Origin of the sequence: Domibacillus enclensis (assembly GCF_900156125.1) — a bacterium.
Classification (GTDB): domain Bacteria; phylum Bacillota; class Bacilli; order Bacillales; family Domibacillaceae; genus Domibacillus; species Domibacillus enclensis.
Genome location: NZ_FTLX01000001.1, coordinates 390,435 through 408,110, shown reverse-complemented (window position 1 = coordinate 408,110; position 17,676 = coordinate 390,435). Strand labels below are relative to the sequence as shown.

22 protein-coding genes are annotated in these 17,676 nt (G+C 47.0%); 21 read left to right on the top strand and 1 reads right to left on the bottom strand.

The window, feature by feature from the left end:
* The first annotated feature begins 5 nt into the window (after nt 1-5).
* The 18 genes from hepT (at nt 6) to BW952_RS01960 (ending at nt 15,105) form a co-directional block, all read left to right on the top strand.
* Nucleotides 6-968 (top strand): heptaprenyl diphosphate synthase component II, encoded by a 963-nt coding sequence (hepT, locus tag BW952_RS02045; protein ID WP_045851424.1) that lies wholly within the window; start codon nt 6-8, stop codon nt 966-968.
* A gap of 94 nt (nt 969-1,062) precedes the next feature.
* On the top strand, nt 1,063-1,509 hold the full coding sequence (gene ndk, locus BW952_RS02040; RefSeq protein WP_045851425.1) for a nucleoside-diphosphate kinase: 447 nt from the start codon (nt 1,063-1,065) through the stop codon (nt 1,507-1,509).
* A 126-nt stretch (nt 1,510-1,635) separates the two neighbouring features.
* Entirely contained in the window at nt 1,636-2,406 is a 771-nt protein-coding gene (locus BW952_RS02035; RefSeq protein WP_045851426.1) for a CheR family methyltransferase, read from the top strand.
* Between the two features lie 119 nt (nt 2,407-2,525).
* Entirely contained in the window at nt 2,526-3,701 is a 1,176-nt protein-coding gene (gene aroC / locus BW952_RS02030) for a chorismate synthase (protein WP_045851427.1), read from the top strand.
* A 4-nt stretch (nt 3,702-3,705) separates the two neighbouring features.
* On the top strand, nt 3,706-4,800 hold the full coding sequence (gene aroB, locus BW952_RS02025) for a 3-dehydroquinate synthase (RefSeq protein WP_045851428.1): 1,095 nt from the start codon (nt 3,706-3,708) through the stop codon (nt 4,798-4,800).
* Complete coding sequence (aroH, locus tag BW952_RS02020) at nt 4,794-5,165, top strand: chorismate mutase (RefSeq protein WP_045851429.1); 372 nt, start codon at nt 4,794-4,796, stop codon at nt 5,163-5,165. Before aroB ends, aroH begins: the two co-directional genes overlap by 7 nt.
* Before the next feature lie 16 nt (nt 5,166-5,181).
* On the top strand, nt 5,182-6,279 hold the full coding sequence (gene hisC / locus BW952_RS02015) for a histidinol-phosphate transaminase (RefSeq protein ID WP_045851430.1): 1,098 nt from the start codon (nt 5,182-5,184) through the stop codon (nt 6,277-6,279).
* A gap of 14 nt (nt 6,280-6,293) precedes the next feature.
* Nucleotides 6,294-7,397, top strand: a complete 1,104-nt coding sequence (locus BW952_RS02010; RefSeq protein WP_045851431.1) for a prephenate dehydrogenase — start codon at nt 6,294-6,296, stop codon at nt 7,395-7,397.
* 15 nt (nt 7,398-7,412) lie between these two features.
* Entirely contained in the window at nt 7,413-8,690 is a 1,278-nt protein-coding gene (aroA, locus tag BW952_RS02005; protein ID WP_045851432.1) for a 3-phosphoshikimate 1-carboxyvinyltransferase, read from the top strand.
* Between the two features lie 164 nt (nt 8,691-8,854).
* Nucleotides 8,855-10,123: a tetratricopeptide repeat protein gene (locus tag BW952_RS02000; protein WP_045851433.1), complete on the top strand. Its 1,269-nt coding sequence runs from the start codon at nt 8,855-8,857 to the stop codon at nt 10,121-10,123.
* A gap of 21 nt (nt 10,124-10,144) precedes the next feature.
* On the top strand, nt 10,145-10,708 hold the full coding sequence (locus BW952_RS01995; RefSeq protein ID WP_045851434.1) for a ReoY family proteolytic degradation factor: 564 nt from the start codon (nt 10,145-10,147) through the stop codon (nt 10,706-10,708).
* Between the two features lie 70 nt (nt 10,709-10,778).
* On the top strand, nt 10,779-11,240 hold the full coding sequence (locus BW952_RS01990; protein ID WP_045851435.1) for a YpiF family protein: 462 nt from the start codon (nt 10,779-10,781) through the stop codon (nt 11,238-11,240).
* Between the two features lie 153 nt (nt 11,241-11,393).
* Entirely contained in the window at nt 11,394-11,897 is a 504-nt protein-coding gene (locus tag BW952_RS01985) for a Rieske (2Fe-2S) protein (protein ID WP_045851436.1), read from the top strand.
* A 15-nt stretch (nt 11,898-11,912) separates the two neighbouring features.
* Complete coding sequence (gene qcrB / locus BW952_RS01980) at nt 11,913-12,587, top strand: menaquinol-cytochrome c reductase cytochrome b subunit (protein ID WP_045851437.1); 675 nt, start codon at nt 11,913-11,915, stop codon at nt 12,585-12,587.
* A 94-nt stretch (nt 12,588-12,681) separates the two neighbouring features.
* Complete coding sequence (locus BW952_RS01975) at nt 12,682-13,449, top strand: menaquinol-cytochrome c reductase cytochrome b/c subunit (RefSeq protein ID WP_045851438.1); 768 nt, start codon at nt 12,682-12,684, stop codon at nt 13,447-13,449.
* A gap of 49 nt (nt 13,450-13,498) precedes the next feature.
* On the top strand, nt 13,499-14,083 hold the full coding sequence (gene lhaT / locus BW952_RS01970) for a lipoprotein heptaprenylglyceryl N-acetyltransferase LhaT (protein WP_094031942.1): 585 nt from the start codon (nt 13,499-13,501) through the stop codon (nt 14,081-14,083).
* A 60-nt stretch (nt 14,084-14,143) separates the two neighbouring features.
* Complete coding sequence (locus tag BW952_RS01965) at nt 14,144-14,350, top strand: sporulation protein YpjB (protein ID WP_045851440.1); 207 nt, start codon at nt 14,144-14,146, stop codon at nt 14,348-14,350.
* 74 nt (nt 14,351-14,424) lie between these two features.
* A complete protein-coding gene (locus BW952_RS01960) occupies nt 14,425-15,105 on the top strand; it encodes a zinc metallopeptidase (protein WP_045851441.1) in 681 nt (226 codons plus the stop codon).
* Between the two features lie 70 nt (nt 15,106-15,175).
* Here the strand turns inward: BW952_RS01960 and BW952_RS01955 are convergent, their stop codons facing one another.
* Nucleotides 15,176-16,048 (bottom strand): YitT family protein, encoded by an 873-nt coding sequence (locus tag BW952_RS01955; protein ID WP_045851442.1) that lies wholly within the window; start codon nt 16,046-16,048, stop codon nt 15,176-15,178.
* A 96-nt stretch (nt 16,049-16,144) separates the two neighbouring features.
* On the opposite strand from BW952_RS01955, the gene BW952_RS01950 reads away from it, so the two are divergent.
* The 3 genes from BW952_RS01950 to BW952_RS01940 are packed head-to-tail and all read left to right on the top strand — an operon-like array spanning nt 16,145 to nt 17,661.
* Entirely contained in the window at nt 16,145-16,480 is a 336-nt protein-coding gene (locus tag BW952_RS01950; protein WP_045851451.1) for a nucleotide pyrophosphohydrolase, read from the top strand.
* Entirely contained in the window at nt 16,477-17,271 is a 795-nt protein-coding gene (dapB, locus tag BW952_RS01945) for a 4-hydroxy-tetrahydrodipicolinate reductase (protein ID WP_414735817.1), read from the top strand. The genes BW952_RS01950 and dapB overlap by 4 nt, the downstream gene beginning before the upstream one ends.
* Before the next feature lie 12 nt (nt 17,272-17,283).
* On the top strand, nt 17,284-17,661 hold the full coding sequence (locus tag BW952_RS01940; RefSeq protein WP_045851443.1) for a methylglyoxal synthase: 378 nt from the start codon (nt 17,284-17,286) through the stop codon (nt 17,659-17,661).
* Nucleotides 17,662-17,676: the final 15 nt, after the last annotated feature.

The following is a 17,676-nucleotide window of genomic DNA, read 5'->3' as shown; positions in this document are numbered from 1 at the left end:
AGAAAATGAACATTAAACTGATTTACACACGCTTGAAAAGCGATATTGATATAATCGAAAAAGAACTGGAGCAAGCTGTCGGCTCCACCTCGCCTATTTTACAAGAAGCATCTGTTCACCTTTTGCAGGCGGGCGGCAAGCGAATCCGCCCGGTCATGCTTTTGCTGGGAGCGAAATTCGGAGATTACGATATTCACCGGGTGAAATACGCGGCCGCTTCACTGGAATTAATTCACATGGCTTCACTCGTCCACGATGATGTCATTGATGATGCGGTAATCCGCCGGGGGGAGCATACAGTAAAAGCAGAATGGGACAACCGGGTTGCGATGTACGCAGGAGATTACATATTTGCAGCAGCGCTTGAAAGTATGACGAAAATTGATGACGTGGAAGCCCACCGCATCTTATCTCGTACAATGACGGAGCTATGTATTGGCGAAATCATTCAGATCCAGGACAAGTATCGCTACGATCAGCATCTGCGTGATTATCTCCGCAGAATTAAGCGCAAGACGGCGATTTTGATTGCGGCCAGCTGTCAGCTTGGGGCGATTGCGGCTGGCGCTCCTGCTTCCGTTCACCAGAAATTGTACGATTTCGGCTATAACGTCGGTATGTCTTTTCAAATTACAGATGACATTCTTGATTTTACAGCCAGTGAAAAAGAATTGGGCAAGCCTGCTGGCGGTGACCTGCTTCAAGGAAATATTACACTGCCCGTTTTGTACGCGATGGAAAATGAAGCCATGCGTGAGCGAATCGGGACTGTTCATGCGCATTCAAGCCGTGAGGAGATCGATGCGATCATTGATCTGCTAAAGGACAGCGATGTGATTGAACGGTCTCATGTGATGAGCCGCCAATACCTTGACCGGGCACTGGCCATTTTAGATGAGCTGCCAGTGGGACGCCATCGTAATTCTCTTCGGGATATTGCCCTGTTTATTGGAAAAAGAAAATATTAATTTTTCCATGAAAGCGTTGTAAATTTCCAGTGGAAGTGGTACGATTCTTCATGTCCGCATGAAAGCGGTATACATAACACAGGAGTGGTGAACGATGGAGAAAACATACTTAATGGTAAAGCCAGATGGGGTACAGCGCGGACTGATTGGGGAGATTGTGTCCCGGTTTGAAAAAAAGGGATTTCGTCTTGTCGGTGCAAAGCTGATGCACGTCTCGCGCGAAACAGCCGAACAGCATTATGGTGAGCATAAAGAGCGTCCTTTTTTCGGGGAGCTGGTCGACTTTATTACGTCAGGTCCTGTTTTTGCAATGGTATGGGAAGGCGAAAACGTCATTTCAGTTGCGCGTCAAATGATGGGTTCTACAAACCCGAAGGATGCCGCACCTGCAACAATTCGCGGTGATTACGGTGTCATTGTCGGCAAAAACGTGATTCACGGATCGGATTCACCTGAAAGTGCAGAGCGGGAAATCAATATTTTCTTTAAACAAGAAGAGCTGACAGATTACACGAAGTCAGGTTCGGAATGGATATACTAATATAAAAGTGAGAGTTTTCGGCATTCCTTCGCCGGAAACTCTTTTTTTGTGCAAATAAGACTATTTCTTTGCTTTAAATACTCTATAATAAAGGAATGAAATAGGAACGATGGGAAAGGTGACATCATGGCAGATTATGAACAATTTGTAGGATCCATTAAGCGCAAAACCGGTATTGATTTAAGTCTATACAAAGAAGCGCAAATGAAAAGAAGGCTCACCTCTTTATATGAAAAAAAAGGTTATCCGTCCTTTCGGGCTTTTTTTGATGCGTTAAATGCAAACCAGGAAATGATGAATGAGTTTTTGGACAGGATGACGATTAATGTGTCTGAATTTTACCGCAATGGGAAACGGTGGGACGTTTTAGAGAAGAAAATTCTTCCCCGCCTCTTAAGTGAAAATAAGCGCTTAAAGGTGTGGAGTGCCGCTTGCTCTACTGGCGAAGAGCCTTATACGATCGCGATGGTGATGTCCACACACATGCCGCTTTCATCTGTTTCTGTTCAAGCGACGGACCTCGACACAAACGTCATTCAAAAAGCCAAGCTCGGCTTGTACCCTGAGCGGTCACTTGCAGAAGTGCCGGATGTGATGAAGAAAAAATACTTTCGTCAGGAAGGTTCGTATTACAAAGTATCGGATGAGGTGAAACGGACCGTCACGTTTAAAAAACAAAATTTATTATCAGACCGTTTTGACAGCGGCTATGATTTAATCGTGTGCCGGAATGTCATGATTTACTTTACAGAAGAAGCGAAGGATGAGCTGTACCGTAAGTTTAATGCGGCGCTCCGGCCTGGCGGCGTCTTGTTTGTCGGCAGCACGGAGCAAATATTTAATCCGGAACGGTACGGCTTTGTAGCAGAAGATACCTTTTTTTATAAAAAAGGGTGAAGCCGACTGAAACGAATTGTGATAAAATTCTCAAAAACAGTCGTTTCGGCTGTTCTAAATAATTTGAAGTATGATATAGTAGTACATAACCGCTTTAACGTACTGAAGGGAGCAGGAAAATGAGATATTTAACAGCAGGGGAATCACATGGACCACAATTAACGGCAATTATTGAAGGACTTCCAGCCGGAATGGAGCTTTTGGCGGAGGATGTGAATACAGACCTTTTGCGCCGTCAAAAAGGACACGGCCGCGGCCGCCGCATGCAGATCGAAAAAGATTTAGTTGCGATCAAGTCAGGTGTGCGCCACGGTCATACGCTCGGTTCGCCGGTTACATTAGTCGTTGAAAATGACGATTGGAAGCACTGGACAAAAATTATGGGCATCGAGCAGCTCGACAGCGAAGAAGCAGCCGAAGAAATCAAGCGCAAAATTACGCGCCCGCGCCCGGGACATGCTGACTTAAACGGCGGCATTAAATATGGACACCGGGACATGCGGAATGTGCTGGAGCGTTCATCGGCACGTGAAACAACCGTACGTGTAGCAGCAGGCGCCGCAGCTAAAAAATTGCTGAAGCTGCTCGGAGTGGAAATCGGCTCACACGTTATTGAAATTGGCGGCATCCGTGCTGAGAACCTTCAGTTTGAAACGATAAAAGAGCTTCAGGAGCGAAGTGAAGCTTCCTCTGTGCGCTGCCTTGATGAAGAAGCAGGCGCAAAGATGATTGAAGCGATCGATCAAGCAAAGAAAAACGGCGATTCGATCGGCGGTGTAGTAGAAGTCATTGCAGAAGGCATGCCGATTGGAATTGGCAGCTACGTGCATTATGACCGCAAGCTGGATGCAAAAGTAGCCGCGGCCATCGTCAGCATCAATGCCTTTAAAGGCGTTGAAATCGGCATCGGGTTTGAAGCGGCACGAAAGTTCGGCAGTGAAGTGCATGACGAAATCGCCTGGAACGAGGAAAAAGGCTTTTACCGGAAAACAAACCGTCTAGGCGGCTTTGAAGGCGGGATGACCAACGGCATGCCGGTTGTCGTCCGCGGCGTTATGAAGCCGATCCCGACGCTCTACAAGCCGCTTGAAAGTGTGGACATTGATACGAAGGAAACGTTCTCGGCAAGCATCGAGCGTTCAGACGCATGCGCAGTGCCAGCCGCAGCCGTTGTGGCAGAAGCAGCTGTTGCGTGGGAGCTGGCGAATGCGATTCTGGAGCAGTTTAATGGCGACCGGATGGACCATTTAATCCGCCAGGTCGAGGAACATAAATCGTACGCAAAGGAGTTTTAAGCCAATGAACTGCGTTACGGTTGAAACAGCAAATAAAACGTATCCCGTTCTGATCGGGGAAAATGCGGTGCAGGAAATAAGCACCGTTCTGGCACAAATGCCAAAGCAGCCGACACGTCTGTTTGTCATTGCCGATGAAGCCGTATACGCCCTTCACGGCGATGCATTAAAAAGGACGCTGCCGCCAAACATTCCTTCTGACTGGCATATGGTGCCGGCCGGTGAATCAGCCAAGTCCTTTCAAGTGTTTGAACAGTGCTTATCGGCCATGCTCGAAGCAGCGCTTGACCGCCATTCGCTCGTGATCGCCTTTGGCGGCGGAGCGTGCGGCGACCTGGCTGGCTTTTGTGCAGCAAGCTATATGCGCGGTATTCCTTTTATTCAAGTGCCGACAACGATTCTGGCTCATGACAGCGCGGTCGGAGGCAAAACGGCGATTAACCATCCGCTTGGCAAAAATATGATTGGTGCTTTTCACCAGCCGGAAGCGGTTCTTTACGATACGTCCTTTTTGCCGTCCCTTTCTCCAAAAGAAACGAGGAGCGGCTTTGCAGAAGTAATTAAGCATGCGTTTATTGCCGATGAAGCCATGCTGCAGGACATTTTGCAAAATGTTCAAGAAACAGCGGATATTAACGGAGCGTTTTTGGAAACGTGTCTTCAAAAAGGCATTGAAATCAAAGGAGCTATCGTCAAAGAAGATGAAAAAGAAACGGGTGTCCGTGCGTTTTTAAACTTTGGCCATACGTATGGACATGCTGTTGAAGCTCTTTCCGGCTACGGCAAAGTAGCACACGGGGAAGCCGTTGCGTGCGGCATGATCTTTGCCCTGTACGCATCCGAATACAAAAATGGTTTGACATATGATATTCCGTCTTTTGCCTCCTGGCTGAAAGGTGTCGGCTATCCGGTTGAAGCAGGGCTTCGCTTTTCGTTTGAAGAAGTCTACCAGGTGATGACCCGTGATAAAAAGGCGTATGGAGGAACAGTCCGGTTTGTGCTGCTCAATAGCATTGGCGAACCGTACGTGACGGATATGACAAAGGAAGAATTGCAAAAAATCGAAGAACATGTCCGAAAGGAGGCCGACCAATGGTAAGAGGCATTCGTGGAGCCATTACAGTACCGGCAAATGAAGGTACGCTGATGGTGGAAGCAACGGAACGGCTGATCGCTGAAATGATTAAGCAAAATAACATTGATCCAGAATCAGTATGCTCTGCTTTTATATCGGCAACAGATGATTTAGATTCCATGTTTCCAGCCAAAGCCCTTCGTGAACAGGCTGGCTGGGAATATGTGCCGGTTATGTGCATGCAGGAGCTGGCCATTAAAGGCGGTCTGGAGCGGTGCATTCGGATTATGATGCATGTGAACACAGACATACCTCAAAAGGATATTCAGCACATTTATTTAGAAGGGGCGGTCGTCCTACGCCCGGATTTGCAGAAATCGACGAATTGAGAGGAGCTTGCAGAAGATGAAGTGGAAAGAACAAATATTGACGTTAAAGGCGTATCAGCCGGGACGTACAACCGATCAAGTGAAAAAGGCGTACGGTCTGTCGGATGTTGTGAAGCTTGCCTCGAATGAAAATCCGTTTGGCTCTTCTGAAAAAGTGAAAGAGTGCATTCGGACCTATGCCGATTCCTTTGCGATTTACCCGGACGGTTACACAACCGGGCTGCGCACGGAGCTAGCACACTTTTTAAACGTGTCTGAAAAACAGCTTATTTTCGGAAACGGTTCAGATGAAATTATTATGATGATTTCCCGGGCGATGCTTGAACCCGGCAAAAACACAATCATGCCGACACCATCTTTCCCGCAATATCGCCACAATGCGATTGTAGAGGGCGCGGAAGTACGCGAGATTGAACTGGTGAATGGGGCCCATGATCTGGACAAGATGGCACAGTCCATTGATGAAAACACAGCCATTGTCTGGCTGTGCAGCCCGAACAATCCAACGGGTGTCTACATAACGGACGTGCAGCTGCGCGGCTTTCTTGACCGTGTTCCGGAAGGTGTATTTGTCGTTCTGGATGAAGCGTACTATGAATATGTCACAGCAGATGATTATTACAATGCCCTTGATATTATCAAGGAATACAGCAATGTTATTGTGCTGCGCACGTTTTCAAAAGTGTACGGGCTCGCGGCATTCCGCGTAGGCTACGGAATGGCCAATGAATCGCTTATTGCGCAGCTGGACCCGGTGCGGGAGCCGTTTAATGTGAACTCACTGGCGCAAAAAGCAGCGGGAGCCGCCATTGGTGACCAAGAATTTATTGACAATTGCCGAGCAGCTAACAAAGAAGGACTCGAGCAGTTTTATGCATTTTGTCAGGAAAACGGCCTTTCGTATTATCCGTCTGAAGCAAACTTCATTTTGATCGACTTTAACTGTGACAGCAATGAGCTGTTTGAATATTTAATGTCAAAAGGATATATCGTCCGCTCAGGCGCAGCACTCGGCATTCCGGGCACTGTTCGCGTAACGGTCGGTTCCACAGAACAAAATAACGGCGTTTTAAACGCGATGAAAAGCTTTTTGGCTGAAACTGTAAAAAGATAGAAGGTGCTTCGCCCATGAGAGGAAATGTATTTATTGCCGGTCTTGGCTTAATTGGCGGATCGCTGGCGAAAGCGATCAAAAAAGCCCATCCGCAGGCAACCATCATTGGATTTGACGTGCGTGAATCTGAACTTGGGCTTGCGGAAGCCTTAAATATCATTGATGAACGAGCCGTCTCGTTTGAAGAAGGCGCCTTAAAAGCGGATTTAATCATTTTGGCCGTTCCTGTGTTAAAAACAGAACAAATGATTGAGCTCCTGGCTGGCCTTGAATTAAAAACAGGGGTGCTGATTACAGATACCGGCAGCACGAAAACCCGTATTATGAACCGGGCCTCTCTTTTAAGTGAAAAAGGCATTGCTTTTATCGGCGGCCATCCGATGGCGGGATCACATAAAAGCGGAGTGGCGGCATCAAAGGAGCTTTTGTTTGAAAATGCTTTTTATTTGCTGACGCCTGGCAGTGCAGCGGAAGAAAAGCACACAGCCATCTTGAAAAAGTGGCTGGAAGGAACCCGTGCGAAAATATTGGAAGTGACAGCGGAAGAGCATGATGAAATGACAGGAGTGATCAGTCATTTTCCGCATATTATCGCCGCCTCGCTCGTTCATCAGGCTCAAAAGTATAATGATCAAAACCCGTTGATCGAACGGCTGGCTGCGGGTGGATTCCGGGACATTACCCGCATTGCGTCATCGAACCCGGAAATGTGGAAGGACATTTCTCTTCATAATAAGAAAACACTGGTCACGCTGTTATCCGATTGGCGGAATGAAATGAACGATGTCCTGTCCATTTTGGAAACGGAAGATGAAGAAGGACTGTACCGTTATTTTTCCGAAGCAAAAGCCTTCCGGGACGGGCTGCCGGCTGCATCCAAAGGGGCGATTCCTGCTTTTTACGAAATGTATGTAGATGTACCGGATTATCCGGGAGTCATTTCAGAGCTAACGGGCTATTTAGCAGATGAACGAATCAGCATTACGAACATTCGGATTGTCGAAACGAGAGACGACGTCTTTGGGGTTCTTGTCATCAGCTTTCAAAATGAAAAAGACCGTCTGCGGGCGAAGAGCTGCCTTGAACAAAAAACGACATACGATTTATTTTTAGCATAAGAGAGGGTTTTCCAAATGAAACTACAGTTTAATAAGCCGTCTCTTGGCGGAACCATTGAAGTGCCGGGGGACAAGTCGATTTCTCACCGATCTATTATGTTTGGTGCACTGGCGGAAGGAACGACAACAATCCGCCATTTTCTAAAAGGGGAAGACTGTTTAAGCACGATCGACTGCTTTCGCAAGCTCGGCGTGCAGATTGACGAAACAAAGGACGAAATCATTGTCCACGGTGCAGGATGGGATGGCTTAAAAGAGCCTTCTGCCATTTTGGATACAGGCAATTCAGGCACGACAACACGCCTAATGCTTGGCATATTAGCCGGACGCCCGTTTCATTCCGTTATGATCGGTGACGAGTCCATCGGCAAGCGCCCGATGGACCGCGTAACGGTTCCGCTTGCATCGATGGGAGCAGACATTGCCGGGCGTGACAACGGCCGCTTTACCCCTCTTTCGATTCGAGGCAAAAAGCTCAACACGGCCCAGTACAAGCTGCCTGTTGCCAGTGCACAGGTGAAATCGGCTGTTTTATTTGCGGCGCTTCAAGCAGACGGAGAATCAGTCATTATCGAGCCCGAAGCAACGCGTGATCATACAGAAAAGATGATTGAACAGTTTGGCGGCAGCATCCGCCGCGAAGGTGACCGGATTATCGTGCAGGGCGGACAATCGTTTAAAGGAACCGATGTCTATGTACCAGGCGATATTTCATCTGCTGCCTTTTTTATGGTGGCAGCGGCGATCACCCCGAACAGTGAGGTTGTGCTGGAAAATACAGGATTAAACGAAACGCGCACCGGTATTATTGATGTGTTTAAACAAATGGGCGCAGAGATGACGATTGAAAAAACGTCTGCTGAAGGCGAAGAGATCGGTACCATTACGGTGAAAACCTCGCAATTAAAAGGAACAGAAATCAGCGGAGCGATTATCCCGCGCTTAATTGATGAAATTCCCGTCATTGCGCTGCTTGCCACGCAGGCAGAAGGAGATACGATCATTCGGGATGCAGAAGAATTAAAGGTAAAAGAAACGAACCGGATCGACACGGTTGTGGACGAGCTGAAAAAGCTCGGCGCTGACATTGAAGCGACGGATGACGGCATGATCATCCGTGGAAAATCGTCTTTGCACGGCGGCTCGGTTTCCTCACATGGCGACCACCGAATTGGCATGGTAATGGCGATTGCCTCTCTTATTGCAGAAGGCGAACTCAGCATTCATGATCATGAAGCGATTGCCGTTTCCTACCCGGAATTTTTCGATCATTTGCACCAGCTTGTCAAATAAGAAACCTCCCTCCACACGGGGGGTTTTTTCTGTTTGTTCAAAGAAGGAAAATGGGTATTGAAGTAGAATACATGATGTACAAGCGAAAAAGTTGCCCGATTGACCATCTTTGATTAAAATAAGAACTCAAGAAAAGAAGACGGAGAAAGAAGAGGCGGTAAAACATGAACAATGCGGAAAAGATGATCGCACACCTGGAAAAGGGGGACATGGCATCGGCCCTCGCCCTATATGAAAAGGTGCTCGCCTCTAGTGATGCAGAAGAACAATTTATGCTGGGCGAGCAGTTGCTCCAGCTTGGCTTTTTAGATGAGGCACGCCAGCTTTTTGAACAGCTGCTGGCATCATTTCCAGGGGAAGGAGAATTATCGCTTCTGCTGGCCGAAACGCTCGTTGAACTGGACCGGGAAGAGGATGCGATGCTTATTTTGGACGAGGTTGACGATACAGATCCCTTTTATGCGCGGTCCCTTCTCGTTCTCGCAGACTTGTATCAAATGCAGGGGCTGTATGAAGTCAGTGAACAAAAGCTGCTCAAGGCACGGGACGTGGAGCCTGACGAACCGGTGATTAAGCTTGCCCTCGGTGAGCTTTATTTAGAGGAAGGTAAATTTTTAGAAGCCGTTCGCCAGTACAAAGAACTCGAAGAAGCAGGCATGCAGGATATTGCGGGTATTTCTATTCAAAAAAGGCTCGCTGAAGCATATAGTGCAGGAGGCGCCTTTGAAGAAAGTCTCGCTCACTTTGAACGGGCACTAGACGACAAAATGGATGTGGACACCCTTTTTATGTACGGGTTTACGGCTTTTCAAGCAGGCCAGTTTAAAACGGCTGCCATTAAATTAACCGAGGCGGCGGAGCTCGATCCGGATTACCATTCCATTTATCTGCATTTGGCGCGGGCATACGAAATGGAAGAAGAGCTGGATGCGGCTCTGGAAGCAGCGCGTTCCGGCATCGCCCGTGATGCCTATCAGAAAGAGCTTTATTTGATGGGTGGCAAGCTGGCGCTGAAAACGGGTCTTGAAGAAGAAGGAGAAGCACACTTGAGGCAGGCACTGGCGCTTGATCCGGAATACACGGAAGCCGCTCTTGCGCTAAATGCTCTTTTAATGAAAAAAGAAGACTATGCAGGCGTTCTGGAAATTGCGTCTCCATTCCGCGATTCAGGCAGTGCCGAGCCCCTTCTGCTTTGGGATGCAGCACGCGCGGCGGAGGGAGCAGAAGACTACGAGGAAGCCGCTCAACTGTATGAGTATCTGTATCCTGTTTTAAATGAAAACACGGAATTTTTAGCGGGCTACGGCTATTTTTTACTAGAGGAAGGCAACCGTACGCAAGCGTTATCACTGTTTGAAAAATTGCTTATTGAAGAGCCGCTCAATGAGGAATGGGCCGAGCTTGTTGAACGGCTGAAAATGGATGTATACTAAAAAGACAGAGGAGTGATGATGATGGCCGCCCCGGTTTCCGTTCATGAGAAAAAGGACTTTATCCGCTGGTTTTTAAATCATTATCAATTGAAGCGAAGAGAATCTGTCTGGATTTTAAATTATTTAATGAGCCATGATCAGCTGATGGAGCATGTGCATTTTGTGGACGACGCCCAGTATTGCCCGCGCGGCATGATCATGTCCTCCCATTGTGTGGACAGTGCCCCGTTTCGGTTTTTCAAAGACAATATTATGACAACGGACGCGGAAAAGTCATTCCACGATATTCGTTTAAATAAAGATGAGGATATTTTTATTGAGTTGAAATTCAAAGGGGCGCAGCAGTCCCATCAATACGCGGCCGTTCGCGTAGAAAATCCGTTCATGCCGAAGCGAACCCGGTTAACGGAAAAAGAAAAGGAACTGGCGGAGCAATTCTTGAAATGGAGTGTGTACGAATTTCAGCGGGATCGTTTGAATGAGAAAATTGACGCCGCACTCGATAGTGGGGACAAGGAGACATTTCTCCAGTTAACGGAACAGCTGAATGAATTGGTGCACCACCTGAAAACACCTGATCAATGATCGGGTGTTTTTCATTCTCGTGTTTGCAAGAAAAAGGATGAAAATGTATGATGAAACAGGGTGATGAAAAATGAATTGGAACGGAAAAGATGCTGCGCTGTTTCAGCAGCAAAAAGAATACATTGATACGGTGATCGTCCCGCTGGTGCAGACTGATTTCGGAACGGGCATGATGCAGTCTGCGGAGCAGTATGAATTTGTCCAGCTGATAACGGTGTTTTTAGAAAGGCAGTTTAAGGGACGCCTGCTTGTTGCGCCGCCTCATACGTATTTATCCCGGGCAGAGAACGCAGCGGGGGTTGTCAAGCTTTGGTCTGAACAGCTTCGGAAAGCCGGCTTTAAGCATGTGTTTTATTTCACATCGGACAGCAGATGGCGTGATCAGGATCAAGAAGTAAACGGATCGGTCATATGGGTTCCGTCTGTTCCGCTCGGCGATATGGATGATCGGGTGAAATATTCGATTATTGAAAACCAGTCAAAGCAAATTGTCAATATTATTGTAGAGAAATGGCAGGGGAATGCCGGATAATTCGGAAAATCGTCACATTCAAAAATTCGTTTTCATTCCGGATGTTATTGACCTGTCCACACGTATCGATTATCATAATAATGTCCTAGTTTATGTTTATGCTCATATACGGTCCATTGCGGACGAAGCTTATTGTATAGAGGGGGGAAAAGAATGAGTAAACAACCTGTATCACGACGCCAATTTTTAAACTACACGCTCACAGGTGTAGGCGGTTTCATGGCTGCGGGCATGCTGATGCCGATGGTTCGTTTTGCTGTTGATCCAGTGCTGAAAGGTGAAGCGGCCGGCGATTTCCATCCAACGCAGCAAAAAGTGGCTGATTTAACAGAAGTGCCAGTGCGCGTCGATTTCTCTTATGAGCAAACAGATGCCTGGTATACGTCTGAAGTAACGAATACAGCCTGGGTTTACAAAAATGAGAGTGGCGACGTTGTTGCCCTGTCACCGGTTTGTAAGCATTTGGGATGTACAGTAAGCTGGGAGGGCAATGACCACGCCAACCAATTTTTCTGTCCTTGTCATAACGGCTTGTATGAAAAGAACGGGAAAAATGTTCCAGGTACACCACCGCTTAAACCGCTTGATGTGTATCCAACTGCTGAAAAAGACGGCCTTCTGCAGCTTGGCAAGCCAGAGGCAAACAATATCGTGTAAAGGGGGCGTAACCACATGCTCAACAAAATTTATGACTGGGTGGATGAACGTCTTGATATTACGCCAATGTGGCGCGATATTGCAGACCATGAAGTGCCTGAGCACGTCAACCCGGCTCATCATTTTTCGGCATTCGTTTATTGTTTTGGCGGCTTGACGTTTTTCGTCACAGTCATCCAAATTCTGTCCGGAATGTTCCTGACAATGTACTATGTGCCGGATATTAAAAATGCATGGGAATCTGTTTATTATTTGCAAAATGAAGTAGCGTTTGGTGTAATCGTACGCGGAATGCATCACTGGGGTGCGAGCCTTGTTATTGTTATGATGTTTTTACATACGCTTCGTGTCTTCTTCCAGGGCGCATACAAAAAGCCTCGTGAATTAAACTGGGTTGTCGGCGTATTGATTTTCTTCGTTATGCTTGGCCTAGGTTTTACTGGCTACTTGCTTCCATGGGATATGAAAGCACTATTTGCAACAAAAGTAGGGATCGAGATTGCGGCATCAACTCCGCTGATCGGTCATGAATTAAAAGTATTGCTTGCCGGACATCCTGATATTGTTGGTGCGCAGACGCTGACCCGCTTCTTTGCGATTCATGTCTTCTTCCTGCCTGCAGCACTGCTTGGCTTAATGGGTGCTCACTTTATCATGATTCGGAAGCAGGGTATTTCCGGACCGTTGTAAGCCGGACATATCTGCTTAAGCTTTAACTGTCCAGCTCCAGGCGCCCGTATAATTAGCGCCTCGTGCTTTTAATGATGAAAAGGAGGGGAACGCAATGCATCGTGGAAAAGGGATGAAGTTCGTCGGCGATTCACGTATTCCGGCTGAACGAAAACCAAATATTCCAAAAGATTATTCGGAATATCCTGGCAAAACAGAAGCCTTCTGGCCAAATTTCCTGTTAAAGGAATGGATGGTCGGTTCGGTATTCCTTGTCGGCTACCTTTGCTTAACGATCGCTCATCCGTCGCCGCTTGAGCGTGTCGCAGATCCGACCGATACCGGCTACCTGCCATTGCCTGACTGGTATTTCTTATTCTTGTACCAATTGCTTAAATACACATACGCATCGGGTCCTTACAATGTGATCGGCGCGTTTATTATTCCAGGTCTTGCTTTCGGCGGATTGATGCTGGCACCGTTTATCGACCGCGGTCCGAAACGCCGCCCGCTTGAACGTCCGTTTGCGACAGGCTTTATGCTTTTAGCTCTTGCCGCAACCATTTTCCTCACATGGGAATCTGTTGTCGCAGTTGACTGGGAAGCAAAAGAAGCACAGGGGGCCATCGTTGAAGAAGCAGCGATTGACACCAGCTCTGATGGATTTAAAATTTATCAGGAAAATGGCTGTATTAACTGTCACGGTGACACACTGTCGGGCGGAGCAGCTGCACCATCTCTTGTCGGTACAGGACTGACACCGGAAGAAATCGCTGAAATCGCGAAAAATGGTGTAGGATCCATGCCTGCAGGGATGTACAAAGGGAATGACGAAGATCTTGTGAAATTGTCTGAGTTCATTTCTACACTCGAAGCAGAATAATCAAAAAGGACTGACCGACTTGTTCGGCAGTCCTTTTTTTCGATGGAGGCTGTTTATGCTTTATTTTCTTTTATCGAATCGTTCCTTTATGTGGGCGCTTTTCATCATCAATTTGTTGGGAACTATATATGGATATATATGGTATGGTCCGCAGCTTGAGCGGACGGAGCCCATCTTCCTGCCGTTTGTGCCCGACAGTCCGACCGCGAGCTTGTTTTTCACGGTTGCGCTGTTTGGCCTGTTAATCGGCAAACAGTGGGGTCTTGTTCAGGCGCTTGCTGTCATGACGCTGTTTAAATACGGCATATGGGCCGTCGTGATGAATATTTTAACATTAATCGTGACCGGAGATTTATCGTGGCTGGGGTGGATGCTCGTCGCCTCTCATTTTGGGATGGCGCTGCAAGGTCTCCTGTATGCCCCGTTTTTTCGGATGAAACCAATCCATTTGGTCATCGCCGCTCTTTGGACAGTGCACAATGAAATCATTGATTATGTCTTTATGCAGTACCCTGTCTATTCACAGCTTCACTTATATATACAAGAGATTGGCTACTTTACGTTTTGGCTCAGTATTCTGTCGATTTTCATTACGTGGTTTATGTGTGTCCGTCCCACTCGAACAATCTGGTGAAAATCGTCATCTTTTTTCCTTCGTCCCGCATATACTAATGAAGCGGATGGAGGGATTGCGATGGAAAAAGTCGTGGCGTTTTTATGGAGTTTCCTTCTCGTGTTTACGCCTTTTGCTGGTGCAGAAGAGTTGCAGCCAGAAAAAAAAGAACAATTTATTCACGTAACGGCAATAACCGGAGGCGTGATTGTTACCGCGCTTCTTTATACAGGAAGAAAAAAATATAAAGGAATCAAAAAAGAACGTGAACAAAAGCGTAATCTTTGACGCACAGGGGTATAAATCGTTACAATAGTGATAAGACAAAATACGACAATATTGATGGAGGTAGATGGAGTTACATGATCTGGATCGTTTATTTTGCCCTGTTGATTTTATTGCCGCTCTGGGCGCAATTTAAGGTGAAAAGCACGTATAAAAAATATTCTAAAGTACCGGTTTCAACAGGTATTACCGGCGCTGAAGCAGCTCGCCGCATATTAGATGATAATGGTCTTCAGCATGTGAAAGTCGTTGAATCACGCGGGTTTTTAAGTGATCATTACAACCCGATGACGAAAACCGTTAACCTTTCATCGAATAATTTCCACGGCCACTCCATTGCGGGCGCTGCCGTTGCGGCCCATGAAGTAGGCCATGCCATTCAAGACAAGGTTGGATACGCATTTTTACGTTTCCGCCACTCGCTTGTTCCGGTTGCCAACATTAGCTCAAACATGTCATGGGTATTCATTATGATCGGTATTTTTGCACAGGCAAGCAACATGCTCCTGCTCGGTATCGTACTCATGGCCGCAGGTGTCTTGTTCCAGGTTGTGACGCTTCCGGTGGAGTTTAACGCATCCAACCGCGCAATGGATCAAATTGTGGCTTCTGGTGTCATTCGCAATGATGAAGAACGCGAAGCCCGCAAAGTACTGAACGCGGCGGCAATGACGTATGTAGCTGCAGCAGCCGTTGCTGTACTGGAGCTTGTCCGTTTAGTTCTCATGTATACAGGCATGGCACAAAGCGACGACTAAAATTAAAATTTACAGAATCACAAAAGCCAAACGACCGAGTCGTTTGGCTTTTTACGTTTGAGGAATACTGTTATTGCTCAATCGGCTGCTTGTTTTCGTCTAATGTGAAACCTTCCCCAAATACGTCATGAACGACTGTCACTGACACAAACGCATGCGGGTCCACCGCATGAATTATGTTTTTCAACCGGACAATTTCGTTTTTTCCGACAACGCAGTACAGTACATCCCGCTCCTGTTTCGTGAAGGAGCCGTATCCTTTTAAAATGGTCACGCCGCGGTCCATTCGTTTATTGATCTCATCCGCGATTTCATCATGCGCCCCGGAAATAATCATTGCGCCCCGTGCCGCATAAGCCCCTTCCTGCATAAAATCAATCACACGTGCCGCTGTAAACACGGCAACAAGCGTATACATCGCTTCACGATAATCAATGTACGTTAAAATGGAAGCGACAATAACCCCGGCGTCGAATAGAAACATCGTTTTTCCCATGCTGATGTTTCGGTATTTATGAACGAGGCGTGCGATTATGTCGACACCACCGGTTGTCCCGCCGTACCGAAACGTGATGCCGAGCCCAACTCCGATAAACACACCGGCAAACAGTGCCGCTAAAAATAAATCATCGCGGAGCGGGATATGAAATTGCACTTTTTGAAACACCCAGAGAAAAAAAGAGACACTAAATGTTCCGATGAGTGTGTAATAAAATGAAACGCGCCCGAGCAGCTTCCAGCCAATAAAAAAGATGGGAATGTTCAGCAGCAAATTCGAATAGGACGGATCAATGCCAAACAAGCTGTAAAGAAGCAGCGTAATTCCGGTGAATCCTCCTTCAGCCAGGTTGTTTTGCATGTTAAAATGAACAAGTCCAAATGAAAAAATAGCTGAGCCGAGTAAAATAAAAAAGATGTTTTTGGCTTTTAATCCTTGCTTCATAAAAAAATCTCCTTTTTTAATATACAGATGAAAAGAAAAAATTGCGCCGCCCCTTTATAATATGTAACATATAGAAGAGAGAAAGTGGTGAAAAATATGGATAAATCAATGCGTGAGATGCAAAAAGAAGTGGATTCATACATAAGCCAGTTTAAAGAAGGCTATTTCAGTCCGCTGGCCATGATGGCACGCCTCACAGAAGAAATGGGAGAGCTTGCCCGGGAAGTGAATCATTACCATGGCGAAAAGCCGAAAAAAGCAACAGAAGAAGAAAAAACGATTGAAGAGGAGCTTGGAGATGTTCTGTTTGTCGCGATTTGTCTGGCGAATTCGCTCGACATTGACCTGCAGACCGCACATGACCGGGTCATGAATAAATTCCAGACGAGAGATAAGGACCGCTGGACGAAAATAGAGGAGGAAAACAAGTGACAACGAAAGTGATTATTGCGGGCCCGCGCGGACGCATGGGACTTGAAGCAGTGAAAATGGTCATGGATACACCTGAATTTGAATTGGTGGCAGCACTCGACCGGAAGCATGGCGGTGAAACGCTTGGTGACATCGGGTTCAGCGGCTCACAGGCACCGATTTACACCGATGCAGCCGAATGCTTTTCCGAGCATCAAGCCGATGTGCTGATCGATTTAACTACACCCGAATTTGGATACGTACATACGAAAACAGCACTTGAGCATGGCATCCGGCCCGTTGTAGGCACAACAGGCTTTACAGAGGACCAGCTTCTTGAATTAAAAGAATTGTCTGAAGAAAAGGAGCTAGGCTGCATCATCGCCCCGAACTTTGCGATCGGAGCAGTGTTAATGATGAAATTTTCACAAATGGCGGCTAAATATTTCAGTGATGTAGAAATCATTGAGCTTCATCATGACAAAAAGCTTGATGCACCGTCTGGAACGGCTGTAAAGACAGCTCAAATGATCAATGAGATCCGTGAGCCTAAAAAACAGGGTCATCCAGATGAACAAGAAACAATGCCGGGTGCTCGCGGAGCTGAAATGAACGGTATGCACATTCATAGTGTCCGGTTGCCTGGCTTAATCGCTCACCAGCAGGTATTATTCGGAGCAGACGGTGAAACGTTAACCATCCGCCACGACTCTTATAACCGGGCTTCGTTTATGTCCGGCGTGAAGGTTTGTGTAGAAACGGTGATGAAAACGAAAACGCTTGTTTACGGTTTAGAAAATATTTTAGATTAAAGGAGGATACCGATGAATATTGCACTGATTGCCCATGACAAGAAAAAGGACGATTTAATTGAATTTGTGGATCTTCATAAAGAGGTGTTCGGCACACATACGCTGTTTGCAACGGGTACTACTGGAACGCGCGTCATGGAACAAACGGGGCTGAATGTCCACCGGTTCCAATCCGGACCGCTCGGCGGCGATCAGGAAATTGGGGCGCGTATTGCGCGGGGCGAAATGGATTTTGTGTTCTTTTTCCGTGATCCGCTCACAGCACAGCCGCATGAACCGGACGTAACAGCGCTCGTTCGCCTGTGCGACGTGTATTCCGTGCCGCTGGCAACCAATTTAGGCACAGCGCGCGTCTTGATTGACGGCATTATTGAAGAACAGAGTCAATGATTGGCAGGGGGAGAC